Source organism: Streptomyces amritsarensis (assembly GCF_001953875.1).
Classification (GTDB): domain Bacteria; phylum Actinomycetota; class Actinomycetes; order Streptomycetales; family Streptomycetaceae; genus Streptomyces; species Streptomyces amritsarensis.
The window spans coordinates 124,923-149,092 of record NZ_MQUR01000001.1 but is presented as its reverse complement, the minus strand read 5'-3'; the positions used below and the strand labels follow the sequence as shown (position 1 = coordinate 149,092).

Below are 24,170 nucleotides of genomic sequence, written 5' to 3'. Positions count from 1 at the left end.
GCGACAGCGGGTGCGCAACGGCCGGGCGGTACGACGGCGAGGCGCGCGGCCCGCGATCGGGGGACTGGGTCATGGACCGTACACAAGGGCAGAGCGAGCGGGACGAGCAGGCCGCGGGCGGCCCCGCCGCGCCCGCCCCCGCCGCCGCGCCCGCGTCCCCCGGGGCGGGATCGCGCGGGCCCGCGGGGCCCGCGCGGGTCGTGACGCTGACCGCCGGCGACTTCACCCTCACCGTCAACCCCGTCGACGGCAGCGAGATCGAACCGCTGCGGCCGGGCAGCGAGCGCGCCCGCCCCGCCAGGCGCGACGCCGCCGGCCGCGCGGCCCGGGACGCCGCGGCGCGGCCGCCCGTCCTGCCGGGGTCCCCGATATCCGCCCGGCCCCTGCTCGCACGCGACGAGGAGCTGGAGCGGCTCGTCCGGCTCCTCGGCCGCGGCCGCTCCGTCCGCCTGACCGGTCCTTCCGGCTCCGGCCGCAGCGCGCTGCTCGACGCGGTCGCCGCCCGGTGCGCGTCCGTCGCGCCCGACGGCGTCGTACGGCTCAGCGGCCACGGGCACCAGCAGCCCGCAGAACTGCTCCACGCGCTCTACGCGACCGTGTACGAGGCCCCGCGGGAACGCCCCGCACGCGACGAGCTCCTCGCCCGCGTCCGCGACATCGGCGCCGTCGTCCTCCTCGACGACCTGGAGATGGGCGGGAGCGCGCTCGACGAACTGCTGCGCGCCACCCCCGAATGCGCCTACCTGCTGGCGGCCACCCCCGACACCAAGGCCCCCTCCGACGACTCCCACATCGAGGAGGTCTTCCTCACCGGCCTGGGCAAGGCCGACTGCGCGGCCCTGCTGGAGGCGGGCGTGGGGCGCCCGCTGACGGACGAGGAGGCCGCCTGGGCGGGCGACCTGAGCTTCGCCTCCGAGGGGCTGCCGCTGCGCTTCGTACAGGCCGCCGCGATGCTGCGCCAGCGCGACGAGCTCAACCACAGCGACGAGGACGACGACGAGGAGGAGCCGGGCGTCTTCGAGGAGCGCCCGCGCGACGGCGCAGCGGTGCCGCTGCCGACGCTCGCCGAGGGTGCGGCCCCCGCCGAGCTGCTGGCCTCGCGGGTCAGCGAGTCGGCGCGGGCGGCCCTGCGGATCGCGTGCGCGCTCGGCGGCGAACTGCCGCACCACGCCCACCTGCCGGCGCTCGTCGGGGACACCCACGCCGACACGGCGGTGGCCGAACTGCTGGCCTGCGGGCTGCTGACGCCCGTCGGGACGCGCTACCGGCTGGCCGCAGGCGTCGCCCGCCAGCTCGAGGACGTCGGCTACGGGGACACCGCGTCGGAGGAGGCCCGTACGGCCGCACGGCACTACGCGTGGTGGACCGGGCACGCCTCGGTGGTCCCGGAGCGGGTGGCGGCGGAGGCGGACGCGGTGCTCGCGGCGCTGGCCGGCGCCGACGTGGTGGCCGCGGCGGTGCTGGCGCGTACGGCCGCCCCCGCGTTCGCCGCCTCGCTGCACTGGGAGGCCTGGGAGCGGGTGCTGCGCTCGGGGGCGGAAGCCGCGCGCAAGGCGGGAGAGGTCGCCGAGCAGGCCTACTTCCACCACGAGCTCGGCGTGCTCGCCCTGTGCGAGGGGCGGCTCGACCGGGCCCGCGCCGAGCTGGAGACCTCGATCGGGCTGCGGGGCGCGCTGGCCGACAAGCGGGGCACGGTGGCGGGCCGGCGGGCGCTGGCGCTGGTCGTGGACGGCGAGGCCGCGGGGGCGGCGGCGTCGCCGCCGCTGCGCCTGGAAGCGCCCGCCGCGGCCCCGGAGGCCGTGACGGTGGCGACCCCCGCCGCCGAGGCGGCGACCGTGGCCACCCCGGCCGCCGACAGGACCTCTGCCGCCGACAGGACCTCCGCCGACGGCCGGACCTCCGCCGCCCGGCCGGCGGCGGGCACCCGGCCCTTCCCGGCCGTCCGGGCGACTGCGGCCCTGCCCGCCTCGCCGCCGACCGCCGGGGCGCCCGCGGCGGACCCCGCCGCTGCCGCCGTCCCCCCGGGCCCGGTGTCCGCCGAGGCGGTCACACGGATGACCCCCGTGGTGCCGGTGAACCGGAGCACTGAGCCGCCCACGACGCTGTCGGCGGTGTTCGAGGACGCCTTCCCGCTGTCGCCGAAGCAGGACGCGCCCGCCCCCGCGGCCCCGGTCCCGGCCGTGCGGCCCGCCCGGGACGCCGGCCGCCGCAAGCTCGTGCTGCTGGCCGCCGCGGGAGCGCTGACGGCGGTTGCGCTGGGTACGGTCGTCAGCTTCGCGATGAGCTCCTCGGACAGCGAGCCGCCGGCGCAGGGCCCCGCGGTGTCCTCGACCCCGGAAGCCTCCAGGACGCCCTCGACGGTCCAGGAGACCGAAGGGGACGATCCTGCGCCGGAGCAGCCCGCGTCGGCGCCCTCGCAGGGGTCCACGGCCCCCGCCCCCGGCGTGAGCGCCGCCCCGACCCCCGGCCGCACGCCCGGCCGCACCCCGTCCCGGCGCCCCTCCACGACGCCCCCGAACTCGCAGGCGCCGACGTCCTCCTCGTCCCCGACGACCTCCCAGGCGCCGACCCAGGAGCCGACGGAGACCGTCGCGCCGTCCCCCACGGCCACCGGCGGGGGAACGGGCACGGCCACCGCCACCTCGCCGGTCACCACCCCCTGAGAACGCCGACGGCTCCGTCCTGCCGGACGGAGCCGCTTCGTTTCCGGCGGGGTCAGAACAGCCGGAGCTTGTCGTCCTCGATGCCGCGCAGGGCGTCGTAGTCCAGGACCACGCAGTCCATCCCGCGGTCCGCCGCCAGCACCTTCGCCTGCGGCTTGATCTCCTGCGCGGCGAACACGCCCCGGACCGGGGCCAGGTGCGGATCGCGGTTGAGCAGCTCCAGGTAGCGGGTCAGCTGCTCCACGCCGTCGATCTCGCCGCGCCGCTTGATCTCCACGGCCACCGTCGCGCCCGAGGCGTCCCGGCACAGGATGTCCACCGGGCCGATCGCCGTCATGTACTCGCGGCGGATCAGGGTGTAGCCCTCGCCCAGCGTTTCGATGCGGTCGGCGAGCAGCTCCTGGAGGTGCGCCTCCACGCCGTCCTTGATGAGCCCCGGGTCGGTGCCGAGCTCGTGGGAGGAGTCGTGGAGGACTTCTTCCATGGTGATGATGAGCCTCTCGCCCGCCTTGTTGACGACCGTCCACACACCGGTGTCGTCCCCGCTCCCCTCTTTGAGGGTGCACGGCGGCGACATCCAGTTGAGCGGTTTGTACGCCCGGTCGTCCGCGTGGATCGAGACACTGCCGTCGGCCTTCACGAGGATCAGACGGGGTGCCGAGGGCAGGTGGGCGGTGAGCCGGCCCGCATAGTCGACGGAGCAGCGGGCAATCACGAGACGCATGGTCGGCAACGCTACTCGACCTACGGCCCTCCACGCGATTCGCCCCTGAAAGCCCCGTTCGCCGATGGCGCGTTGTATGCGCATTCTCCTGGTGCGTCACCCAGTGGGCGCCTACCGTGGTGAGCGGGAGGTTGTCGAGCGTGCACTCTGCGTCGCGATCTCCTTCCCTGCCCGTAAGACTCCGGCAACCCAGTCAGCCGGGGTCGCGAGAGGAGAACCCATGTCGCTCGACGTCTCACCGGCCCTACTCGAACAGGCCGAGCGAGGCGAGGTCGACGAAGCCGCATTCGTCGACTGCGTCCGGACCTCCCTGCCCTATGCATGGGAGATGATCAGCTCGCTGGTGGCCCAGCTGAAGGTCGACGGTGGACAGTTCGCCGACAACCAGACGCCGCCGCCCGACGAGCAGGCGCGTGGGCAGCTGCTGCGCGCACTCGCGAGTGACGCGATACGCGGTGCGCTGCAGCGGCACTTCGGAGTGCGCCTGGCATTCCAGAACTGTCACCGGGTGGCGGTCTTCCCGCTGGATCCCTCGGTGGACGACCGGCTGGCCAAGTTCACTTCGATCCGAGGCCAGCTGCTCAACCAGTCGCCGGAACTGCGGGACTGCTGAGCAGGGCCGACGCCGGTAGATCTCAGCCGAGACGGGGCAGGACCTCGACGCCGAGTCGTCGTACGTTCTCCTCCGTCGCGGCGAGGTCTCCGGAGCCCTCCGTCAGGAGGGCGAAGCGCGTGATGCCCGTACGCGCGGAGGTGGCCGCCAGGCGGTCCGCCGCCAGCTCCGGGGTTCCCACCGGGTGCAGGTCGCACAGCAGTTCCGTATAGGCGACGGGATCACGCATCGCGCGCACGCGGCCGTCCACGGTCACGTGCGCGCCCAGGCCCAGCCTGAGCCAGCCCGGCATGGACTTCAGCAGGGTCTCCCGGGCGCCGGCGGTGCTGTCCGCGATCTGGCACACCCCGGCGGAGACGTGCCCGGCCGCTGCGACGTGCTCGGGGGAGTGGCCCGCAGCCAGCGCCGTGCTGCGCCACAGCGCGACCATCTCGGCCTTGTTGTCGTCCCCGCAGTGCATGCCCAGCAGCATCGGCAGCCCCCGCTGCGCCGCCATCCGCACCGACGACGGCGAGGTGCAGGCCAGGATCACCTCCGGGCCCGACCCGTCCCCGTCCAGCGCCTCCGACGGCCGCGGTACGACGGCCACCTCGCGGAAGGCGTACCGTTCCCCGGCGGCGCCCACCCGCGCCTCGGTGAGCCACCGCTGCAACAGCTCCAGGGACTCCGGGAAGCCGTTCTCGTAGGCGTCCAGGCCGCCTCCGAAGACCTCCAGGTCCACCCACGGCCCGCCGCGCCCCACCCCCAGGGTGAAACGGCCGCCCGAAGCCATGTGCAGCAGTGCCGCCTGCTCCCCGAGGGCTACCGGGTGCGTGCTCGGCAGTACGCTCACCGCCGTGCCCACCCGCAGGCGGCGGGTCCGGCCCAGCAGCAGGCCCGCCAGGGTCACCGCCGACGGGCAGACCCCGTACGGGACGAAATGGTGCTCGGCCAACCAGACCGAGTCGAGCCCGGCCTCCTCCGCCACCTCCGCGGTCCGCACCGCCCGGTGCAGTGCCTCACCCTGTCCCTGGCCCGGGAACTGGGCCGCCAGTACAAACGCTCCTACGCGCATCGCCTTCATCCTCCTCGCGGCTGACGCGGCCTCCCCCAGGTGGACCGGTTCTTCCTATGGCAACAACGTCTGACACGTGCCAAAGGCACGGGCTGACACGAAAGTTATTGGGATTGTCGGGCCAGTACCGGCCATCGGCCCGTCCCCCGTGGACACCCTGCGGGTACCCGGCCTCGCTGCGCGTAGTCTGGAAGAAAGTCACTGCCGTCGGCCCATCCGTGAGGTATACGTGTCACCGCGCAACAACCGCCCGAGGGGCGGCGAGAACCCGGACGACCGACCCGGTATCGGCCTGGACCGCTTCGGGCTGGAGCGCACCGAGGAGTACCAGGGCGAGGAGTGGCGGGTCAGACACGTCGCGGGCGCGAGCGCGGTGGGCAAGCGCTACCGCTGCCCCGGCTGCGACCAGGAGATCCCCGCCGGCACCCCGCACCTGGTGGCCTGGCCCGAGTACGGCGGCGTGGACGACCGGCGGCACTGGCACAAGGCCTGCTGGAACGCGAAGGACCGCCGCACCACGAAGGTGCAGCGGTCCCGCAACGCGCCGAGGTACTGACCCCGGAGGGTCCCGCCGGACACTCCCTAGACGTCCCGGCGGCCGACCATCACGTACGAGGCGGCCACGGTCGCGCCCGTGATCAGCACGAGGATCAGCACGTTCGAGAAGTTGCTCGGCGCCGCGCCCAGGTCGCCGCCCTCCTGCATGCCGAACAGCTGGCTCAGCGCGACCGGCACGTTGCGCTGGAGGATCTCCCGCCCGATGGGGGCCACGGCCTCCCAGACGATGAGCATGGCGCCCAGCACCGGCGGCAGCGTGACCACGCCGAGCATGACGGCGATCGCCCCCGCCGAATGCCGCACCAGCGCGCCGATCGCGAGGGCGAGCACGCCGAGCAGGGTGACGTAGAGGCAGCCGGCCGCGGCGCCCAGCCACTCGTCGGCCGTGTGCGCACCGGCGGCGGCCCCTCCGTGGGCGAGCGAGGCGGCGATCCCGACCACGAAGACGGACAGCGCGGTGACCGTGAAGGCCGTGACGCTGAAGACGAGGTATTTCGCGGTGAGGACCCGGAAGCGGTCCGGGGCGGCGGTGAACGTCGTCCGCACCAGCCCCGTGGCGTGCTCGGAGGAGATGGTCAGCACACCGAGCACCATCACGGCGACCTGCCCGACCATCAGGCCGAAGAGGGCCGGCGTGGTGAAGGAGATGGACTCGTAGTCCCGGTCCGAGGTCTGCGAGACGAAGAGCATCCCGACGCCGACGACGGTCAGCACGAGCGCGCCCAGCGTCCACAGGGTGGAGCGGATCGAGATCAGCTTGGTCCACTCGGAGGCGAGGGCGTGCCCCAGGTGCGGCCGCGGCGAGGGCAGCGGAGAGCTGTAGCTCCGCGGCCGGTCCGGCGTCGTGGTCGTCGGGGTCATCGGGTGTCCTCGGGGGAGTCCTTGGCGGTGCTCGCGAGCTCGCCGGGATGGCTGGGCATCAGGAAGGGGCTCCCGCCCGCTCCGGGCGGCGGCGGGGCGAAGAACGCCGCCCGCGGGACCTCGGGGGCCGCCTGCTCGTCCTCCCAGGCCGGCAGGGCCAGCGGGTCCTGCTCCCACAGCTCGGCCCTCGGGTCGTCCGTGGAGGTGTACTCGACGGCGGACTGCGTCATCCGCATGTACGCCTCCTCCAGCGAGGCCCGGTGCGGGGACAGCTCCCACAGCCGGACGCCGGCCGCGTGCGCGAGGTCGCTGATGCGGGGCAGCTCCAGCCCGGTCACGCGCAGTGCTCCGTCGGGCTCCTGGAGGACCCGGCCGCCCGCCCTGGTGAGGGCCGTACCCAACGCGTCCCGGCCATCGGGATCGGTGTCGGCCGCACGCACCCGAGCGAATCCGGCCGAGTTGTGCGCGATGAACTCCTGCGTACCCATGTCGGCCAGCAGCCGTCCGCGGCCGATGACGATCAGGTGGTCGGCGGTCAGCGCCATCTCGCTCATCAGGTGCGAGGAGACGAAGACGGTGCGGCCCTCGGCGGCGAGCCGGCGCATGAGGTTGCGGACCCAGAGGATGCCCTCGGGGTCGAGCCCGTTGACCGGCTCGTCGAACAGGAGCACCTGGGGGTCGCCGAGGAGCGCGGTGGCGATGCCGAGGCGCTGGCCCATGCCGAGCGAGAAGCCCTTCGTGCGCTGCCGGGCGGCGTCCTGGAGGCCGACGACGGCGAGCACCTCGTCCACCCGCTTCTCCGGGATCCCGGACAGCTGGGCGATGGACAGCAGGTGGGTGCGGGCCCGCCGGCCGCCGTGCACGGCCTTGGCGTCGAGGAGGGCCCCGACGTGCCGCTGGGCGTTCGGCAGCTCCCGGAAGGGGGAGCCGTTGATCGTGACATGACCGGAAGTGGGCCGGTCCAGGCCGAGGATCATGCGCATGGTCGTGGACTTACCGGAGCCGTTGGGCCCCAGGAATCCCGTCACGTGACCCGGCTTGACCTGGAAGGACAACTGGTCGACGGCGGTCTTGGCGCCGTAGCGCTTCGTCAGGCCGACTGCCTCGATCATCTTGCTGCCCCTTACCAGGCCGGGACGACTCTCGCCCGTGTAAGGGTTAAGAGGATAGCGAGGATCCTACGGTTCCGCCCCGGGCCGGATCCCTGACCCGTCCCGGAGGCCGACCCTGGTATGACCCGTAGTCCTTGCGGAGGGGGTCGGCCGTCAGGCGTCCCTCCTGCTGAGGACGAGATAGCCCCCGAGTACCGCGGCGGCCACCCACAGGACCATGATCCCGAGACCGCCCCACGGGCCGTAGGGCGCGTCCGAGGTGACGGCGGGGGAGGACACGGTCTGCATGATCGCGGAGCCGGCCTGGTTGGGCAGGTAGAAGGCGATCTTGCGGGTGGCGTCGACCAGGCTGAGCACGATGGGCAGGATCAGGACGAAGCTGATCAGGATCGAGATCGCTGCGGCGGTGTTGCGCAGCATCATCGACACACCCATGGCGAACACCGCGAGCAGCGCCATGTACAGGCCGACGCCGATCACCGCGCGCAGGACGTTCTCCTCGCCGAGCGTGGTGCTGTGCTCGCCGAGGAGGGCCTGGCCGAGGAAGAAGGACAGGAATCCGGTCGCGAGGCCGACCACCAGCGCGAGGGCGGTCGCCACGGTGAGCTTCCCCAGCAGCAGGGCGCCGCGGGCCGGCACGGCGGCGAGGGAACTGCGGATCATGCCCGTGCTGTACTCGCTGCCGACCACCATGGCGCCGAAGATCAGCACCGCCACCTGCCCGAAGAGCATCCCGGAGAAGCTCATCTGGGTGGGGTCGAAGGCGATCTGCTGCGACTCCGGCATGGTGTCGAAGGTCGCGTTGACCACGGCGCACAGACCGGCGCCCATGGCGACGGTCACCAGCAGCGCGGTGGCGAGCGTCCAGCTGGTGGAGGCCACGGTGCGGATCTTGGTCCACTCGGACGTGAGGACGGCGGAGAAGGCCATGGTCACCGCCCGCCCTTGCGCGTGGAGTCGGCGGCGTCGAAGCCGGCGCCCCAGGCGGGGACGTCGGCCGGCCGGGCCGGGTTGTCGATGGCCGCGCCGGGTGCCCCCGGTGCGTGGGCGTGGTACTCGACGGAGTCCGCCGTCATGCGCATGAACGCTTCCTCCAGTGAAGCCCGTTGCGGGCTGAGTTCGTGCAGCACGATCCGGTGCCGGGCGGCGAGCTCGCCGAGCTGCTCCGCGCCCACGCCGTCGATCTCCAGCGCGCCGCCGTCGGGCACGCCGACAGGGGCGATTCCGGCCTCGTGCAGGACGTCCTTGAGCTGCTCCAGCTGCGGCGAGCGCATCCGGACGAAACTGCGGGAGTTCTGGTGAATGAAATCAGCCATAGAGGTATCGGCCAGCAGCCGTCCCTGACCGATGACGATCAAATGGTCTGCGGTCAGGGCCATTTCGCTCATCAGATGGGAGGACACGAAGATCGTCCGCCCCTCTGCCGCCAGGCCCTTCATCAGATTGCGGATCCAGAGAATTCCTTCGGGATCCAGGCCGTTGACGGGCTCGTCGAACATGAGGATCTGCGGATCGCCCAGCAATGCGGAGGCGATTCCCAGCCGTTGGCCCATGCCCAGCGAAAATCCTTTGGACTTCTTCCTGGCCACCGGCGCCAGTCCCACCAGGTCCAGCACCTCGGCGACCCGGCGCTGCGGGATGCCGTTCGACTGCGCCAGGCAGAGAAGGTTGTTGTACGCGCTGCGTCCGCCGTGCATGGCCTTCGCGTCCAGCAGCGCCCCGACGTGCTTCAGCGGTTCCCGGAGCTCGCGGTAGCGCTTGCCGTAGATCCGGACGGCACCGCTCGTCGGGTTGTCGAGGTCGAGCATCATGCGCATTGTCGTGGACTTGCCGGCCCCGTTGGGACCGAGGAAGCCGGTCACCAGCCCCGGTTTGACCTGGAAGCTGAGATTGTCGACCGCAGTCTTCGCACCGAATCGTTTCGTGAGGCCATCGAGCTCGATCATGGAGTCACGCTAGAACGCCCGAGGGCCCTACGCCACCTCAAACGGGTGACATAGGGCCCTCGATCAGGCTCAATGACTACCTGCGGGTCATGCCCCGCGGTCAGCGGCTCTGCTGCGCCGGCACGCCGCGGGTGACCGGCTCGTCGTCCACGATCGGGTTGGCCGCGGCCACGGCCGCACCGGTGAGCGTCGCCAGCATCTCGCGGACGTTGGTCAGCTGGGCGTTGATCGAGTCGCGGCGGTTGGTGAGCGCCGCCAGCTCGCGCTCGGACTCGCTGCGGATGCGGTCGGCCTTGGCGTTCGCGTCGGCCACGATGTCCTCGGCCTGGCGCTGCGCGGTCTCCACGGTCTGGCGGGCCCGGCGCTCGGCGTCCGTACGCAGCTTCTCCGCCTCCAGGCGCAGCTGCTCGGCGCGGTGCTCGATCTCCGCGAGGCGCTTCTCGGCCTTGGCCTGGCGGGAGGCCAGGTCGCGCTCCGACTGCTCGCGGCGCTTGGCCAGGTTGGTCTCGAAGTCCGCGGCGGCCTGGGCGGCCTTGGCCCGGGTCTCCTCGAACAGCGCGTCGGCCTCCTCGCGCTTGGAGGCCGCGTCCTTCTGGGCCTCGGCGCGCAGGGTGGCGGCGTCGCCCTTGGCCTTCTCGACGATGCGGACGCCCTCGTCCTCCGCCTTCGACTTGCGGTCGGCCGCGAACGACTCGGCGTCGTTGCGCACCTGCTGGGCAGCCGACTCGGCGAGCTCACGGTGCTGCTCGGCCGCGCGACGGGCCTCCTCGCGCAGGTCCTTCGCCTCCTCCTCGGCCAGCCGCAGGATCTTCTCGACCCGGGCGCCGAGACCCGCGTACGACGGCTCCGCGTCGTTCACCTGGGCCTGGGCGTTCTGCGTCTCGAGGTGCAGCTCCTCGATCCGCTTTTCCAGAGAGTTGATACGTCCAAGGGCGCTGTCGCGGTCGGAGACCAGCTTGGTAATGCGGTCGTCCACCTGACCGCGGTCATAACCACGCCGCACGAGCTCGAAGCCGAAGGGGGAGGAAGTGTCGCTCATGGGGTTCCTGTCGAATGAGACCGATGAGGTGCTACGTGAGGTGTTAAGGGGAATCCTAGGCGCCCAGGCGGCGTGTCATCGAGTCAATCCGCGTTTGATCTGGACAATGACACCCCTTTTGAGTGGCAAGGCGGCGGATTGCTTGTCACCCGTTCGCCTGAACCTTCATCAGGTGCGCACATCCCGGACTGCTTGGCTACCCCTCCGACGACTTGCCACCCGAACGAGTGGAACCTGCGGACACTCCGGCCTTGGCTCCCCCCGAGCCCTGGCCGCCGACCGCGGGCTTGCCGCCACCCGAAGGCGCCTCGAATGATTCCAACGCCTCAAGAACGTCCTGGACACGGGAGATCTCCCCCTGGATGTCCTGCCGCCGGCGGACCAGGACCTCCAGCTCGCGGCGGCCCTCCTCGACGAGGCGCTCGGCCTCCGCCTTGGCCTCCGCCAGGGCGCTCTCGGCCTGCCGGGCCAGCTCGGCCTTCTTCTGCTCGGCCTCCTTGAGCAGCGCCTCCGCCTTGCGGACCGCGGCGATGCGCACCTTGCTCGCCTCGCTGCTCGCGTCCGACAGCAGCTCCTTGGCCTTCGCCTCGGCCTCGACGCTCTGCTCGGTCGCCGCGCGCACCAGCTTGTCCACGCGCTCGCCGGCCGACTTCATCTGCTCGGCCGACTCCCGGCGGGCCCGCTCGTGGAGCTCCTCGACCTCGCCCTCGACGCGGCCCCGCAGCTCCTCCGCCCGTTCCCTTATGGCGGCGGCGTCCGTGCGCGCGCCGACCAGCAGCTCGTTGGCGTCCGTACGGGCCTTCTCCACCAGGGAGTTGCCCTCGACGGTGGCCTCCGAGGTGATCCGCGCCGCCTCCTTGCGGGCCGCGTCGACCATGGCATCGGCCTGCTCCTCGGCCGCCGTGGTGGCGGCGAGGGCCTGCTTCTGCGCCTCGACGGTGAGGTTGTCGGCCTCCGCCGCCGCCTCGGTGATGAGCCGGTCGACCTGCTCGGCCGCCTCGCTGCGGCGCTTGTTCGCCTCCTCGCGGGCCTCGTCCAGCAGCCGCTCGGACTCCGTACGGGCCTGCGCACGGGTGCGTTCCGCCGCGGCCGCGGCCTCCGCCTTGACCCGCTCGGCCTCCGACCGGGTGCGGGCCGCGTGCTCCTGCGCCGAGGACAGCGCCTCGGAGGCGTCGGCGCGCAGCCGCTCCGCCTCGGACGCCGCCTCGCCGACCGTGCGCTCGTTGTCCCTGCGGGTCTGCTCGGTGAGCTTGTCCGCCTCGGACGCCGCCTCGGTGATGAGCCGGTCCGCCTGCTCGGCCGCCTCGCTGCGCAGCCGGTTCGCCTCGGCGCGCGCCTCGTCCAGCGTCTGCTCGGCCTCGCGCTCGGCGCCGGCCAGGGTCTCGCCCGCCGCGGCCGTGACACGGTCCGCCTCCGCGGTGGCCTCGCCGATGATCCGGCCGCCCTCCGCGCGTGCGTCGTCCAGGACCCGGGCCGCGTCGGCGCGCAGCCGCTCGGCCTCGGCCGCGGCCTCGCCGACCGTGGCCTCGTTGGCCACGCGGGTCTCGTCGATGAGCCGGTCGCCCTCGGCACGCGAGTCGACCATGATCTTCGCGGCGTCGCGCTCGGCGCTCGCCAGCGTCTCGGCCGCCTGCGACTTCAGCCGTGCCGCCTGGGTGGTGAGGCGCTCGGCCTCCGCCGCCGCCTCGCCCACGGTGGCCGCGTTCGCGGCGCGGGTCTCCTCGACGAGGCGGTCCGCCTCCGCGGACGCCTCGGTGATGAGCCGGTCCACCTGCTCGGCGGCCTCGGTACGCAGCCGGTTGCCCTCGGCCCGGGCCTCGTCCAGCGTGGCCGCGGCCTCGGTGCGGGTGGCCTCGGCGGCCTCCGCCGCCTCGGTGGTGATCCGCGCGGCCTCCGCCTCGGCGTCGGCGACCAGGGCCGCGTTGGCCGCGGCGGTCTCCGCGGTGATCCGCTCGGCCTCGGCCGAAGCCTCGGCCGTGATCCGGGCGCCCTCGGCGCGCGCGGCCTCCAGGGACTCGGCCGCCTCGCCGCGGATGCGGTTGGCGTCGTCGCGGGCGTCGGCCCGGGTACGGGCCGCGTCGCGCTCGGACGCGGCCAGCGCGTCCGTGGCCTCGGTGCGCAGCCGCTGCGCGTACTCGGCGGTGTCGGCGCGCAGCTGCTCCGCCTCGGCGATCGCCTCGCCGACGGTCCGCTCGGCCAGCGCCTTGGCGGCGTCCGTCTCGGCGCGCGCCTCGGTGCGGATGCGGGTCGCGTCCTCGGCGGCCCGCTCCCGCTCCGCGTGGGCGTCGCCGCGGACCCGGGCGGCCTCCTCCTCGGCCTCCGCCTTCGTGCGCTCCGCCACGTGCTCGGCGGCGCTGCGCAGCCCGGAGATCTCCTCCTCGGCCTGCTCGTGCAGTCCGGCCACGGAGTCGCGCACCTGCTGGGCGGTGGCCTCGGCCGCCGACACCAGCTCGGACGCGCGGCTCTCGGCCTCCTCGGTCAGGCGGGCCGCCTCGGCCTGCGCCTCCTCCGAGCGGCGGCGGGCCGCGGCCAGCAGCTCCTCGCTCTGCTCGCGGGCCTGCGCCCGCTCCTGGTCGGCGTCGGCACGGGCCGAGGCCAGGGTCTCCTCGGACTCCCGGCGGCGCCGGGTGGCCTCCTCCTGCGCCGCGGCCAGGGCCTCGGCGGCCTCCGCGGCGACCCGCTCGGCCGCCGCCTTGGCCTCCGCACGCAGCCGGTCCGCGGTCTCCTGGGCCTCGGAGCGCACGCGCTCGGCCTCGGCCTCGGCCTCGCCGCGCAGCCGAACGGCCGCCTGCTCGGCCTCCGCACGCACCCGGCCGGCGTCCTGCGCCGCCTCCGCGCGCAGCTGGTCGGCCTCCGCCTCGGACTGCGTCTGCAGGGTGCGGATGCGTTCCGCCGACTCGGCGCGCAGCCGGTCGTTCTCCTCGGTCGTCTCACGGCGGATGTTCTCCGCCGCGCTGCGGGCGTCGCGCAGCGTCTGCTCGGCCGTGGTCAGCCGGCTCTCGGCCTCCGTGTGGAGCCGTACGAGCTCCGCGTCGGCCTCCGCGCGCTTCGCGGCCAGCGCCTGCTCGGTCTCCTCGCGCCGGGCGAGGGCTGCGGCGTCCGCCTCGGCGCGGACCGACTCGGCCTGCTCCTCGGCCTCGGCGCGCAGCCGTTCGGCCTCGGCGCGGGTGCGCTCCAGGGTCTCCTCGGCCTGCTTGCGCAGGGTGCCGGCCCGCTCGACGGCCTCGGCGCGGACCCGCTCGCTCTCGGTGGTCGCCCCGGCGCGCAGCTCGTCGGCGTCGGACTTGGCCTTGCCGAGCAGTTGCTCGGCGGTCTTGGCCGCCTCCTCGATCTGCTGGACCGCCTCGCGGCGGGCCTCGCCGCGGATCCGCTCGCCCTCGGCGACGGCCTCCGCGCGCAGCTGCTCGGCCTCGCCGCGCAGACGGCGGGCCTCCTCCTGGAGTTCGACCGTGCGGGCCCGGTACTCCTCGGTGTCGTCCTTCGCGGCGCCCTTGAGCTCGTCGGCGGTCGCCGCGGCCTGCAGCCGCAGCCGGTCGGCCTCCGCCTCGGCCTCGCGGCGGATCCGCTCCGCCTCCTCGGACGCGGCCCGGGTGGTGGCCCGGGCGTCCTCCGAGGCCTTGTTCAGCACGTCCTCCGCGGTGCGGGCGGCCTTCGCCAGCTGCGCGGCCATGTCCTCGGCCGCGGCCGTACGGGCCTGCTCGCCGGCCTCGGTGCGCTGCCGTTCGGCGTCGGCGCGGGCGTCGGCCAGGACCTGCTCGGCCTCGGCCTTGAGGAGTTCGGCCTCCTTGGTGGCCTCGCCGACCAGCCGGGCGACCTGCTCCTTGGCGGTGCGGGTGCGCTGCTCGTTGACCGATTCCGCCGACGCGAGCTGGCGCGACGCGCTCTCCTTGGCCTCCGCGAGGACCTTCTCGGCCTCGGCGCGGGCCTCGCGCAGCGCGGACTCGGCCTCCTGCACGCGGGATTCGGCGACCCGGCCGAGGTCGAGGGTCTGCTGCCGGGTCTGCTCGGCCTCGGCGGAGGTGGTGGAACGCAGCCGCTCGGCGTGCTGGGTGGCCTCCTGCGCCTGCGCGGAGGCTGCCGTCAGCAGCCGCTCGGCCTCCTTGCGGGCGCGCAGCAGCGTGGACTCGGCCTCCGCGCGGGCGGCCTCGGCGTCGGCGGCCATCCGGCGCCGGGTCTCCTCGGCGACCCGGGCGGCCTCGGCGCGTGCCGCGTTCAGGGACTGCTCGGCCTCGGCGCGGGACTCCTCCATCAGGCGGCGCGCCTGGGCCTCCGTACGGGCGCGCAGCTGCTCCGCCCAGGCCACGTTCTCGTTGACGTGCGCCTCGACGGTCTGGCGGCGCTCGTTGAGCTCCTGGTCCAGCCGCTGGCGGCGGTTGACGGCCTCGCTGTGCAGCTCGGCCTGCAGGCGCGCCTGGTGCTCGGCGTGCTCCTGGAGGATGCGCTGGGTCTGCGCCCGTGCGTCGCGCAGCTCGCGCTCGGCGTCGGAGCGCATCTGGTCGGCCTGGATCTGGGCGTTGCGGAGCAGCTGCTCCGCCTGGTACCCCATGTCCGCGCCGTCGTAGGCAGGACGGGACGCGAGGGCCCGGCGTACCTCGTGGAGCTTGGCGCGCAGCACCTCGACCTGGTAACCCAGGTCCTCAGCGTGCTGGACGGCCTTCCCGCGCTCCTTCTTCAGCCGCTCCATCTCGGCCTCGAAGCGCGAGAGATGGTCGGCCTCGGCCTGATGGCTCTCCTGGCTTTCGTAGCCCCGCACAGCGCGGTCCCATCCGTCCCCTGGTCGCAAGCTCACTCCCAATGAGCATCGCTCGCCCGCTGAACGACGCCCCCGGGGGAATGGTGTCAGATACCGGGGCAGGGGTCACAGGCCCCGACCCTCTCCGCACCGAACCCCGGCCGAGCCATGGCCACTCTACCGGCCGGGGAATCGGGCCATCAGTGGTCCATCAATGGTCGGGGTTCGAGGTGACCAGTTCGGTGAGGACTCCGTGGCAGTCCTTGGGGTGCAGGAAGGTGATCGAGGAGCCCATCGAACCGGTGCGGGGCTGGTCGTAGAGCACGCGGACGCCCTTGCCGCGGATCGCCTCGGAGTCGCCCCGGACGTCCTCGGTGCCGAAGGCGATGTGGTGCACGCCCTCGCCGTTCTTGGCGAGCCACTTGCCGACGGCGGAGTCCTCGCGGGTGGGCTCCAGGAGCTGGATGTAGGAGGCGCCGCCGTCGGAGGTTTCGTTGATCTTCAACATGGCCTCGCGGACCCCCTGCTCCTCGTTGACCTCGGTGTGGAACACCTCGAAGCCGTACGTGGCACGGTAGAACTCGACAGTCTTGTCCAGGTCGAAGCAGGCGATCCCGATGTGGTCGATTCTTGTCAGCATGGGGACAGTGCACCGCTGAAGGGGGTCGTCACGCAACGTGCGCGCGATCACACCGGCAGCCCGGTGACCGCTGCGGTACCGCCCAGTACATTCACGTAAACCCTCGTTCACTCCTCATCCAAGGGGCTGTGCCTCATGTCCGGATCGAACAACACCACTTCCGTGATCGTCGCCGGGGCCCGCACGCCCATGGGGCGGCTGCTCGGCTCGCTGAAGTCCTTCTCGGGTGCCGACCTCGGCGGCTTCGCCATCAAGTCCGCGCTGGAGCGGGCCGGGATCTCCGGCGACCAGGTCCAGTACGTGATCATGGGCCAGGTGCTCCAGGCCGGCGCGGGCCAGATCCCCGCCCGCCAGGCGGCGGTCAAGGCCGGCATCCCGATGAACGTGCCGGCCCTGACCATCAACAAGGTGTGCCTCTCGGGCCTGGACGCGATCGCGCTGGCCGACCAGCTGATCCGCGCCGGCGAGTTCGACATCGTGGTCGCGGGCGGCCAGGAGTCGATGACCAACGCCCCGCACCTGCTGCCGAAGTCCCGCGAGGGCTTCAAGTACGGCGCGATCGAGATGCTGGACGCGATGGCCTACGACGGCCTCACCGACGCCTTCGAGAACATCGCGATGGGCGAGTCCACCGAGAAGCACAACGCCCGCCTGGGCATCGAGCGCGGCCCGCAGGACGAGTTCGCCGCCGCCTCGCACCAGCGTGCCGCCGCCGCCCGGAAGAACGGCGTCTTCGAGGCCGAGATCACCCCGGTGGAGATCCCGCAGCGCAAGGGCGACCCGGTGATCTTCTCGGAGGACGAGGGCATCCGCCCCGAGACCACGGTGGAGTCGCTCGGCAGGCTGCGTCCCGCCTTCGCCAAGGACGGCACGATCACCGCGGGCACGTCCTCGCAGATCAGCGACGGTGCGGCCGCCGTGGTCGTGATGAGCAGGGCGAAGGCCGAGGAGCTCGGCCTGGAGTGGATCGCGGAGATCGGCGCCCACGGCAACGTGGCCGGCCCGGACAACTCGCTCCAGTCCCAGCCGTCGAACGCGATCCTGCACGCCCTGAAGAAGGAGGGCCTGGAGGTCTCCGACCTGGACCTCATCGAGATCAACGAGGCCTTCGCCGCGGTCGCCGTGCAGTCAATGAAGGACCTGGGCGTGACCCCGGAAAAGGTGAACGTCAACGGTGGCGCCATCGCCCTGGGCCACCCGATCGGCATGTCCGGCGCCCGCGTGGTGCTGCACCTGGCGCTGGAGCTGAAGCGCCGCGGCGGCGGGGTCGGCGCGGCCGCGCTGTGCGGCGGCGGCGGCCAGGGCGACGCGCTGATCGTCCGCGTCGCCAAGTAGGCGGCCCGGCCGCCGGGCCCGCACCCGGCCCGGCGACCGCCGGTCCGGGGCCCGGCGGCCCGCACCTGTCCCGTACGAGAACCGAGGAGCGCAGCACGTATGACGGCGGTGGACGTCCCCCAGCTGGTGGCCCAGGCGCGGGAGGGCCGGCCCAGAGCGGTGGCCCGGCTGATCTCGCTCGTCGAGGGGGCGTCCCCGCAGCTGCGCGAGGTGATGGCCGCGCTGGCCCCGCTGACGGGCGGGGCGTACGTGGTGGGCCTGACGGGCTCGCCGGGCGTCGGCAAGTCGACCTCGACCTCGGCGCTGGTGTCGGCGTACCGCCGGGCCGGCAAGCGCGTCGGCGTCCTCGCCGTCGACCCGTCCTCGCCCTTCTCGGGCGGGGCGCTGCTCGGTGACCGGGTGCGGATGTCGGACCACGCCTCGGACCCGGGGGTCTACATCCGCTCCATGGCCACCCGCGGCCACCTGGGCGGGCTCGCCTGGGCCGCCCCGCAGGCCATCCGGGTGCTGGACGCGGCCGGCTGCGACGTGATCCTGGTCGAGACGGTCGGGGTGGGGCAGTCGGAGGTGGAGATCGCCTCGCAGGCGGACACCTCGGTGGTGCTGCTGGCTCCCGGGATGGGTGACGGGATCCAGGCCGCGAAGGCGGGGATCCTGGAGATCGGCGACGTGTACGTGGTCAACAAGGCCGACCGGGACGGCGCGGACGCGACCGCCCGGGAGCTGAACCACATGCTGGGGCTGGGGGAGGCCCGCGGCAAGGACGACTGGCGGCCGCCGATCGTGAAGACGGTCGCGGCCCGCGGGCAGGGCATCGACGAGGTCGTCGAGGCGCTGGAGAAGCACCGGGCGTGGATGGACGAGCGCGGGGTGCTCGCCGAGCGGCGGGCGGCGCGGGCCGCCCGGGAGGTCGAGACGATCGCCGTCACGGCGCTGCGGGCCCGGATGGCGGACGTCCACGGGGACGCGCACCTGGGCGCGCTGGCCGCCAGGGTCGCCGAGGGCGAGCTGGACCCGTACGCGGCGGCCGACGCCCTCCTGGCGACGCTCACGGAGGCGTGAGCCGCGCCTGAGGCCGGGCCGCTGCCGCCTGCCGTGCACGATTCCGCCCCGCCGCCTCCGGCGAGGTCTGCCGGGGGCGGCGGGGCGGATGCGCGGCGGGCGCGGAGCGGCTCCGCGGAGCGTCACGGGTGCTCGGCGGCGGCCGGCCGCGGGCGGACACCGCCCGTGGTCCGGTCCGCCGGTCCGCCGGCCCGCTCAGACCTTGCCGCGGGTGCCGCGCAGGTGTTCCGCGACCGGGGTCAGCGAGGCGCGCAGCGCCGCCAGGGCCTCCGGCGTCAGCAGGTCGATGAAGTGCTGGCGGACGGACGCCACGTGGTGCGGGGCGACCTTGCGCATCGTCTCCATGCCCTCGTCCGTGAGCACCGCGTACAGGCCGCGGCGGTCGGACTCGCAGTTGACCCGGCGGACCAGGCCCGCCGTCTCCATGCGCGTGATCTGGTGCGACAGCCGGCTCTTGGACTGCAAGGTGGCGGTCGCGAGATCGCTCATGCGCATCCGGTGGTCCTGCGACTCCGAGAGGTTCACGAGGATCTCGTAGTCGTTGTTGGTGAGTCCGAAGGGCTGGAGATCCTTTTCCAGCTGGTGCATGAGCAGCCTGCTGACGTCCAGGTGGGTGCGCCAGGCGCACTGCTCCGCGTCGGTGAGCCAGCGCGTGGCCGTCTCGGTCTCCATCGTCTCCATGAATGAATTCTACCTAAAAAGTTGAATTGCGTACAAAGGTCGAAGGTCCCGGTCGTCACAGTCCCAGGCGGCGCTGGAGGTCACCCAGCTGTCCCGGCATCCGCGGTACGCCCACCTGTCCCAGGGGTCCCTGGCCGGCGCCCGGCACGCCCTGCGCGTTGCCCGTGGCGGCCCCGGCGCCCACCGTGCCGATCGACTGCTCGGCCATCAGCATCTCGGAGGACTGCAGCAGCACCGTCCCCGCTCCGACGAACTCGAACTGGTGTTCCTCGCCCGAGGTGCCGCCGATGCCGGTCAGCGAGCGCAGTCCGCCCATCACGCCGGACATGTAGCCGTGATCGTAATGGTGACAGGGAGACGGGCAGTCCGCCCAGCCGACGAGCGCCTGGGGGTCCACGCGCAGCGGCGGCTCCATGAACACCACCGGCCCGTTCGAGGCCGCCACGAACTTGCCCGTCCCGATCAGCGTCACGAATCCCGGGACGATCGACTGCTTCAGGGCGAGCGAGGGCTGGTACGCGAGGAGGTTGCCCGAGCGGATCGTCAGGTTGCCGTTGTCCAGGTCGTACGAGTTCACGTCGAAGGCCCGGTCGGCCAGCAGCATCTTGCCCTGGCCCTCGGCGACCACCCAGTCGCCGGCGTGCAGCGGGGAGTGGAAGCTGGTGCGCAGCAGGCGGTCGAAGCGCCCGTTGCCGATGCCGTTGAACTCGATGCGCCCGTAGTACGAGATCATCTTGCCCTTCTGCAGGAACCACTGGCTCCCCTTGAGTTCCACGCAGAAGGTGTACGCGTTCACGTTGTCGTCCGAGGGCAGCGTGTACGGGTCGAAGACCGTCGGGCCGCCGGGCCCGCCCATCACGGGGCCAAAGTTCACAGCTTCTCCTCGGAGGCCTGTACGTACACCGCGCCCTGGCCGGACAGTTCCAGCTGGAACGCCTCGCCCGAGCCGCGCCCCACCATGTCCCGCCAGCCGAGGGCGGTGGAGAGCTTGTTCCTGACGTCCCCGTGGTGGGCCACGTAGGCCTGGGGGTCCACGTGGACCGGCCGGTTCGGGGTGATGGGCAGTTCGATGACCCCGCCGTGGGCCATCACGGCGACCGAGCCGTGGCCCTTGAGGGTGGTGGTGAACAGGCCCTGGCCGGTCACCTGGCCGCGGACCATGCCCATGACCCCGCCCTGCGAGCCCATGAACATGGTGCCCTGCTGGAGGGTGCCGTCGAAGGCGAGGAGCCGGTCGGCCTCCACGTAGAGGGTCTCGCCGGTCAGGTTGATCACCTGGATGTGGTGGCCGCCGTGGCCGAACATCACGGTGCCACTGCCCTCGACCGCCATCAGCGGCGTCTGCTCGTTCGCCACGCGGCGCCCGATCATGCCCATGACCCCGCCCTGACCGCCCGTCAGGCTCGGGGTGAAGGAGACGTCGCCGCGGTAGGCGAGCATCGCGCCGCGCTGGCTGAACATCTTCTGGCCCGGGACGACCTGGGCCTCGACCATCTTGGAGTTGATCTCGCGGAACGGCATCAGACGTCGCCCCCGACGGTGTTGCGCTCGCTCGGCTGCACGTAGACCAGGCCCTCGCCCTCGAAGCGGATCTGGAACGCCTCGCCGGAGCCTTCGCCGATGAGCGTGCGGAACGTCACACCGGACTGGAAGGACTGCTGGAGGTTGCCGGTGTGCGCGATGTACGCCCCCGGGTCGACGGACAGCGGGTACTGCGCGCTCACCCGCAGCACCACGGCCGGACCGTCGGAGATGATCGCGGCCTGGCCCGATCCCTCGACCGTCGTGGTGAACAGACCGTTGCCCGTCGAGGCGCCGCGCAGGCCGGTGAAGGTGGTGCCGGTGCGCAGGCCGGCGTCGGTGCACAGCAGGTTGCTGGACTCGACGTAGAGCTTCTCGCCGTGCAGATTGACCAGATTGATCTCACTTGCGCGGTCGGCGAAGAAGCAGGTGCCGTGCCCCTGTACCTCCATCACCGTCATCTGTTCGCCGGTCAGCCGGCGGGTCACCATGCCGCGGAGGCCTTCGCCACCGCCGGTCATCTTCTTGAAGGCCATCTGCCCGTCGTACGCGACCATCGAGCCGTTCTTCGCTTTCACGGCGTCCCCGGTCAGGTCGACGGCCAGCACCTTGCTGCCTTGGAGTCGGAACTGAGCCACGGGGAGACGTTATCGGCAGCGGGCGGACCCGAACAGAGTCCAGTGGCCGGATATATGACACACCCGGGCGTTTGGGAGCGATCCCGGTACGGTCCGGGCCGGGCCGGGAGGCGAGGGCCCGGGTCAAGATCCCGTAAAGCGGCTGAGACACTGGAGGCGACCCTGGCCTCCACCCCCGAAGGTTCCACGTGGACATCAAGACCGCCTCCGCCCTGCACCGCCTGCGCCTCGTCTCCGTGCCGGAGGCGCTGTCGTTCCCGGCCCTGCTGATCTTCGGCTCGCTGCTGAGCCGGATCTCGGACATCGACTACCTGCTGATGCCGCTGGGCCTCCTGCACGCGTTCCTGTTCATGGTCTACTCGGTGCTGCTGCTGGACGTGTGGTACAAGGCGAAGTGGCCCTTCAAGAAGGTCCTGTTCTTCTTCGTCCTCTCGGTGGTGCCCCTGGGCGGCCTCTACGGCGACAAGCTGCTCAAGCGCGAAGAGGCCGACAGCGTGGTCGCGGCCCGCGCCCGTGAGGCGGCCCAGGCGTGATCGTCGCGTTCTCGGTGACCCCGCTCGGGGTCGGTGAAGAGGTCGGGGAGTACGTCGCCGACGCCGTCCGCGTGGTACGCGAGTCCGGCCTGCCGAACCGCACCGATGCGATGTTCACCACCGTCGAGGGCGAGTAGAACGAGGTCATGGACGTGATCCGGCGCGCGGTCGCCGCCGTCGAGGAGCGGGCACCGCGCGTCTCCCTCATCCTCAAGGCCGACATCCGTCCCGGCGTCACCGACGGGATCACCTCCAAGGTCGAGACGGTGGAGCGCCACCTCGGGCAGGGCTGAAGACGCCCGCACCCGCACCTGACGAGCGCCCCTGGCCCAGCCGGCCGGGGGCGCTTTCGCATGGGCGGGGTTGAGCGATCGCTCAAACTCGCCTAGGGTCCCAGTTGAGCGATCGCTCAAAACGGGGGAGCGGGGATACGGGGGGCGGGCATGGGCCTGTACGTCGAGACGTTCGTCCGGGCCGGGATGGACGAGCTGTGGGAACGCAGCCAGGATCCGGCGCGGCACCAGCGGTGGGACCTGAGGTTCACCTCCATCCACCACCTCCCGCGGTCCGAGGGCGAGCCGCAGCGCTTCCGGTACGCGACCCGCGTACTGCCCTTCGTCTGCGTCGACGGGACCGGCGTCTGCGCGGGGGACCGCCGCCGGCCCGACGGGACCAGGGTGTCGGCCCTGCGGTTCGCCTCGGACCATCCGCTGTCCCTGCTCGCCGAGGGCAGCGGGTACTGGCGCTACGTCCCGGACGGCGACGGGATCCGCTTCCTCACCGGCTACGACTACCGGCCCCGCTGGGGGCGCTTCGGGGCGCTGGCCGACCGGCTCGTCCTGCGGCCGCTCATGGGCTGGGCCACCGCCTGGTCCTTCGACAGGCTGCGGCTGTGGTGCGAACGCGGAACGCCGCCGGGCCGCGCCCTCGCCCGGGCCGTCGGCGAGAGCGCCCTGCGTGCCCTGGCGGCCGCGGCCGCCCTGCTGTACGCCCCCACCGCCGCGGCCCTCCTCGTGGTGGCCGCCGCGCTGCTGCTGCCGCCGCTGCCCGGCACCCCGGCCGCCCGCCGCTGCCTGCGCACCCCGCCCGGCCGCACCCCCGCCGCCGCACCCCGTCTGCTCAGCACCCTGGAGCCGTCATGACCTCCATCTTCCAGGCCCACATGGGCGCCGACTTCGACCGCCTGCACCCGCAGATCCGGCGCCGGTTCTCGGTCGGCCTGGAGAGCGGGGAGGGCTGCGTCGGCCGCGGGACCATGGAGCGGATATGGCACGGCGGGAGCTTCGTGAAGCCTTTCCTCCGGCTCGGCGGGACGCGCAACATCCTGGTGCCGCGCGAGGGCCGCGACGTCCCCTTCGTCATCGAGAACCTCCCCTACCGCGACTCCTTCGGCCGGGAGACCGTCACCTTCGTACGGACCTTCCGGCTCCCCGACGGGCCGCACCGGTTCGACGCCACGATGGTCCACAGCCCCGAGCGCGACTGCGTCCTCGACTACCTGGGCACGCACCAGCACCTCGCCAGCGACCTGCACATGAGCGCCGAGCCCGACGGGTCGCTGCTCATCCGCTCCGGTGAGCACCGCTTCCGCGAGGGGCCCGTCGACGTGCGCGTCCCCGACCTCATCGGCGGCGACGCCGAGGTGCGCGAGTCCTTCGACGACGCCACCGGCCGGTTCCGCATCCGGGTGCGCGTGGCCAACCGCCGCTTCGGGCCGCTCTTCGGCTACGAGGGGTCCTTCACCGTGCAGTACGTGGACGCCCGTCAACGGTGGGCGAGCGGGCTCTGCGGCGACCTGCGGCCGGTCCGCGAGGAGGCCCGGGCGTGAGCGCGGCCACCAAGGACAAGCTCCTCGAAGGAGCCCTGCGCACGGTCGTCGAGCAGGGCATCGCCAAGGTCTCGGCCCGCACCATCGCGGCCACCGCCGGCGTCGGCCAGGGGCTGATCTTCTATCACTTCGGCTCCGTCGACGAACTGCTCGCCGCCGCCTGCCGGTACGGAGCCGAGCAGCGAGTGGCCCGCTACCGCGACCGTCTCGCGGAGCTGGGCAGCCTCACCGAACTGCTGGAGTTCGCCCGGGCCATGCACGCCGAGGAGCGGGCGGCCGGGCACGTCGCCGTGCTCGGCCAGCTGCTGGCCGCCGGGCAGAACTCGCCCGCCCTCGCGGCCGCGACCGCCGCCGGACTCGGCCTGTGGATCGAGGAACTGGAGGCGGTGCTCACCCGGCTGCTCGCGGCGACCCCGCTGGAGGGGTTCGCCGACCCCGCGGGGCTCGCCCGGGCCACCGCCGCCTCCTTCGTCGGCATCGAGCTGTACGAGGCCGTGGATCCGCAGGGCGCCGGCCGCGCGTTCGACGCCCTCGAACAGCTCGCCCAACTGGCCGCGGTACTGGAGGGCCTGGGCCCCCTGAGCCAGCGTGCGGTCCGCCACGGCCTGCGCCGCGGCACCCGGACCTGAC

The 24,170-nt window shown here is 72.9% G+C and carries 22 protein-coding genes and 1 pseudogene; 10 read left to right on the top strand and 13 right to left on the bottom strand.

The window, feature by feature from the left end; translation table 11 throughout:
- Nucleotides 1–71: 71 nt before the first annotated feature.
- Nucleotides 72–2,663 (top strand): ATP-binding protein, encoded by a 2,592-nt coding sequence (locus AVW11_RS00625; protein ID WP_076042883.1) that lies wholly within the window; start codon nt 72–74, stop codon nt 2,661–2,663.
- Nucleotides 2,664–2,715: 52 nt separating this feature from the next.
- On the opposite strand, the gene nucS is transcribed toward AVW11_RS00625, so the two are convergent.
- A complete protein-coding gene (nucS, locus tag AVW11_RS00620; protein WP_076042882.1) occupies nt 2,716–3,387 on the bottom strand; it encodes an endonuclease NucS in 672 nt (223 codons plus the stop codon).
- Between the two features lie 220 nt (nt 3,388–3,607).
- Here nucS and AVW11_RS00615 point away from each other — a divergent pair, with 220 nt between their 5' ends.
- Nucleotides 3,608–4,000, top strand: a complete 393-nt coding sequence (locus tag AVW11_RS00615; protein ID WP_030660337.1) for an SCO5389 family protein — start codon at nt 3,608–3,610, stop codon at nt 3,998–4,000.
- A gap of 22 nt (nt 4,001–4,022) precedes the next feature.
- On the opposite strand, the gene AVW11_RS00610 is transcribed toward AVW11_RS00615, so the two are convergent.
- Nucleotides 4,023–5,054 carry an LLM class flavin-dependent oxidoreductase gene (locus tag AVW11_RS00610; protein ID WP_030853645.1) on the bottom strand — a complete coding sequence of 344 codons (1,032 nt, stop codon included), beginning with the start codon at nt 5,052–5,054 and terminating at the stop codon, nt 4,023–4,025.
- Nucleotides 5,055–5,283: 229 nt separating this feature from the next.
- On the opposite strand from AVW11_RS00610, the gene AVW11_RS00605 reads away from it, so the two are divergent.
- A complete protein-coding gene (locus AVW11_RS00605; protein ID WP_060176793.1) occupies nt 5,284–5,610 on the top strand; it encodes a hypothetical protein in 327 nt (108 codons plus the stop codon).
- Nucleotides 5,611–5,636: 26 nt separating this feature from the next.
- Here AVW11_RS00605 and AVW11_RS00600 read toward each other — a convergent pair whose 3' ends face one another.
- From AVW11_RS00600 to mce, 7 genes are all read right to left on the bottom strand, one after another.
- On the bottom strand, nt 5,637–6,473 hold the full coding sequence (locus AVW11_RS00600; RefSeq protein WP_060176794.1) for an ABC transporter permease: 837 nt from the start codon (nt 6,471–6,473) through the stop codon (nt 5,637–5,639).
- On the bottom strand, nt 6,470–7,585 hold the full coding sequence (locus tag AVW11_RS00595; RefSeq protein WP_030853650.1) for an ABC transporter ATP-binding protein: 1,116 nt from the start codon (nt 7,583–7,585) through the stop codon (nt 6,470–6,472). The genes AVW11_RS00600 and AVW11_RS00595 overlap by 4 nt, the downstream gene beginning before the upstream one ends.
- Before the next feature lie 153 nt (nt 7,586–7,738).
- Complete coding sequence (locus AVW11_RS00590; protein ID WP_030853653.1) at nt 7,739–8,515, bottom strand: ABC transporter permease; 777 nt, start codon at nt 8,513–8,515, stop codon at nt 7,739–7,741.
- 2 nt (nt 8,516–8,517) lie between these two features.
- The gene (locus AVW11_RS00585; RefSeq protein WP_030853655.1) at nt 8,518–9,531 is read right to left on the bottom strand and encodes an ABC transporter ATP-binding protein; all 1,014 of its coding nucleotides are present in this window, start codon (nt 9,529–9,531) and stop codon (nt 8,518–8,520) included.
- A 100-nt stretch (nt 9,532–9,631) separates the two neighbouring features.
- Nucleotides 9,632–10,570, bottom strand: a complete 939-nt coding sequence (locus AVW11_RS00580) for a coiled-coil domain-containing protein (RefSeq protein ID WP_030660359.1) — start codon at nt 10,568–10,570, stop codon at nt 9,632–9,634.
- A gap of 196 nt (nt 10,571–10,766) precedes the next feature.
- On the bottom strand, nt 10,767–15,323 hold the full coding sequence (gene scy, locus AVW11_RS00575) for a polarized growth protein Scy (protein ID WP_060176795.1): 4,557 nt from the start codon (nt 15,321–15,323) through the stop codon (nt 10,767–10,769).
- A gap of 190 nt (nt 15,324–15,513) precedes the next feature.
- The gene (mce, locus tag AVW11_RS00570) at nt 15,514–15,942 is read right to left on the bottom strand and encodes a methylmalonyl-CoA epimerase (protein ID WP_030853659.1); all 429 of its coding nucleotides are present in this window, start codon (nt 15,940–15,942) and stop codon (nt 15,514–15,516) included.
- Nucleotides 15,943–16,077: 135 nt separating this feature from the next.
- Between mce and AVW11_RS00565 the strand changes: the two genes are divergently transcribed.
- Together AVW11_RS00565 and meaB are read left to right on the top strand one after the other, a co-directional pair.
- Nucleotides 16,078–17,277, top strand: a complete 1,200-nt coding sequence (locus tag AVW11_RS00565) for an acetyl-CoA C-acetyltransferase (protein ID WP_030853661.1) — start codon at nt 16,078–16,080, stop codon at nt 17,275–17,277.
- Nucleotides 17,278–17,376: 99 nt separating this feature from the next.
- Entirely contained in the window at nt 17,377–18,339 is a 963-nt protein-coding gene (gene meaB / locus AVW11_RS00560; RefSeq protein WP_030853664.1) for a methylmalonyl Co-A mutase-associated GTPase MeaB, read from the top strand.
- Between the two features lie 195 nt (nt 18,340–18,534).
- Here meaB and AVW11_RS00555 read toward each other — a convergent pair whose 3' ends face one another.
- The 4 genes from AVW11_RS00555 to AVW11_RS00540 form a co-directional block, all read right to left on the bottom strand.
- A complete protein-coding gene (locus AVW11_RS00555; protein WP_030853666.1) occupies nt 18,535–19,011 on the bottom strand; it encodes a MarR family winged helix-turn-helix transcriptional regulator in 477 nt (158 codons plus the stop codon).
- A 64-nt stretch (nt 19,012–19,075) separates the two neighbouring features.
- The gene (locus AVW11_RS00550; protein WP_060176797.1) at nt 19,076–19,876 is read right to left on the bottom strand and encodes an AIM24 family protein; all 801 of its coding nucleotides are present in this window, start codon (nt 19,874–19,876) and stop codon (nt 19,076–19,078) included.
- Nucleotides 19,877–19,890: 14 nt separating this feature from the next.
- Nucleotides 19,891–20,541 (bottom strand): AIM24 family protein, encoded by a 651-nt coding sequence (locus AVW11_RS00545; RefSeq protein WP_030853672.1) that lies wholly within the window; start codon nt 20,539–20,541, stop codon nt 19,891–19,893.
- Complete coding sequence (locus tag AVW11_RS00540) at nt 20,541–21,179, bottom strand: AIM24 family protein (protein WP_030853675.1); 639 nt, start codon at nt 21,177–21,179, stop codon at nt 20,541–20,543. The genes AVW11_RS00545 and AVW11_RS00540 overlap by 1 nt, the downstream gene beginning before the upstream one ends.
- A 188-nt stretch (nt 21,180–21,367) precedes the next feature.
- Here AVW11_RS00540 and AVW11_RS00535 point away from each other — a divergent pair, with 188 nt between their 5' ends.
- From AVW11_RS00535 to AVW11_RS00515, 5 genes and pseudogenes are all read left to right on the top strand, one after another.
- A complete protein-coding gene (locus tag AVW11_RS00535) occupies nt 21,368–21,712 on the top strand; it encodes a DUF3817 domain-containing protein (protein ID WP_030853678.1) in 345 nt (114 codons plus the stop codon).
- Nucleotides 21,709–22,005 (top strand): annotated as a pseudogene (locus AVW11_RS00530) (MTH1187 family thiamine-binding protein). Before AVW11_RS00535 ends, AVW11_RS00530 begins: the two are co-directional and overlap by 4 nt.
- Before the next feature lie 150 nt (nt 22,006–22,155).
- A complete protein-coding gene (locus tag AVW11_RS00525) occupies nt 22,156–22,854 on the top strand; it encodes a hypothetical protein (protein WP_076042881.1) in 699 nt (232 codons plus the stop codon).
- Nucleotides 22,851–23,540, top strand: a complete 690-nt coding sequence (locus AVW11_RS00520; RefSeq protein WP_060176801.1) for a DUF4166 domain-containing protein — start codon at nt 22,851–22,853, stop codon at nt 23,538–23,540. The genes AVW11_RS00525 and AVW11_RS00520 overlap by 4 nt, the downstream gene beginning before the upstream one ends.
- Nucleotides 23,537–24,169, top strand: coding sequence for a TetR/AcrR family transcriptional regulator (locus tag AVW11_RS00515; RefSeq protein ID WP_030853692.1), 633 nt, complete (start codon nt 23,537–23,539; stop codon nt 24,167–24,169). Before AVW11_RS00520 ends, AVW11_RS00515 begins: the two co-directional genes overlap by 4 nt.
- Nucleotide 24,170 lies beyond the last annotated feature (1 nt).

Bases quoted from the DNA above. Each gene is read 5' to 3' on its own strand.
- nucS (WP_076042882.1), bottom strand. From the start codon at position 3,387: ATGCGTCTCGTGATTGCCCGCTGCTCCGTCGACTATGCGGGCCGGCTC.
- AVW11_RS00520 (WP_060176801.1), top strand. From the start codon at position 22,851: ATGACCTCCATCTTCCAGGCCCACATGGGCGCCGACTTCGACCGCCTG.
- AVW11_RS00525 (WP_076042881.1), top strand. From the start codon at position 22,156: ATGGGCCTGTACGTCGAGACGTTCGTCCGGGCCGGGATGGACGAGCTG.
- AVW11_RS00565 (WP_030853661.1), top strand. From the start codon at position 16,078: ATGTCCGGATCGAACAACACCACTTCCGTGATCGTCGCCGGGGCCCGC.
- AVW11_RS00610 (WP_030853645.1), bottom strand. From the start codon at position 5,054: ATGCGCGTAGGAGCGTTTGTACTGGCGGCCCAGTTCCCGGGCCAGGGA.
- AVW11_RS00615 (WP_030660337.1), top strand. From the start codon at position 3,608: ATGTCGCTCGACGTCTCACCGGCCCTACTCGAACAGGCCGAGCGAGGC.
- AVW11_RS00625 (WP_076042883.1), top strand. From the start codon at position 72: ATGGACCGTACACAAGGGCAGAGCGAGCGGGACGAGCAGGCCGCGGGC.
- AVW11_RS00555 (WP_030853666.1), bottom strand. From the start codon at position 19,011: ATGGAGACCGAGACGGCCACGCGCTGGCTCACCGACGCGGAGCAGTGC.
- meaB (WP_030853664.1), top strand. From the start codon at position 17,377: ATGACGGCGGTGGACGTCCCCCAGCTGGTGGCCCAGGCGCGGGAGGGC.
- AVW11_RS00585 (WP_030853655.1), bottom strand. From the start codon at position 9,531: ATGATCGAGCTCGATGGCCTCACGAAACGATTCGGTGCGAAGACTGCG.
- mce (WP_030853659.1), bottom strand. From the start codon at position 15,942: ATGCTGACAAGAATCGACCACATCGGGATCGCCTGCTTCGACCTGGAC.
- AVW11_RS00600 (WP_060176794.1), bottom strand. From the start codon at position 6,473: ATGACCCCGACGACCACGACGCCGGACCGGCCGCGGAGCTACAGCTCT.
- AVW11_RS00545 (WP_030853672.1), bottom strand. From the start codon at position 20,541: ATGCCGTTCCGCGAGATCAACTCCAAGATGGTCGAGGCCCAGGTCGTC.
- AVW11_RS00580 (WP_030660359.1), bottom strand. From the start codon at position 10,570: ATGAGCGACACTTCCTCCCCCTTCGGCTTCGAGCTCGTGCGGCGTGGT.
- AVW11_RS00595 (WP_030853650.1), bottom strand. From the start codon at position 7,585: ATGATCGAGGCAGTCGGCCTGACGAAGCGCTACGGCGCCAAGACCGCC.
- AVW11_RS00590 (WP_030853653.1), bottom strand. From the start codon at position 8,515: ATGGCCTTCTCCGCCGTCCTCACGTCCGAGTGGACCAAGATCCGCACC.
- AVW11_RS00550 (WP_060176797.1), bottom strand. From the start codon at position 19,876: ATGGGCGGGCCCGGCGGCCCGACGGTCTTCGACCCGTACACGCTGCCC.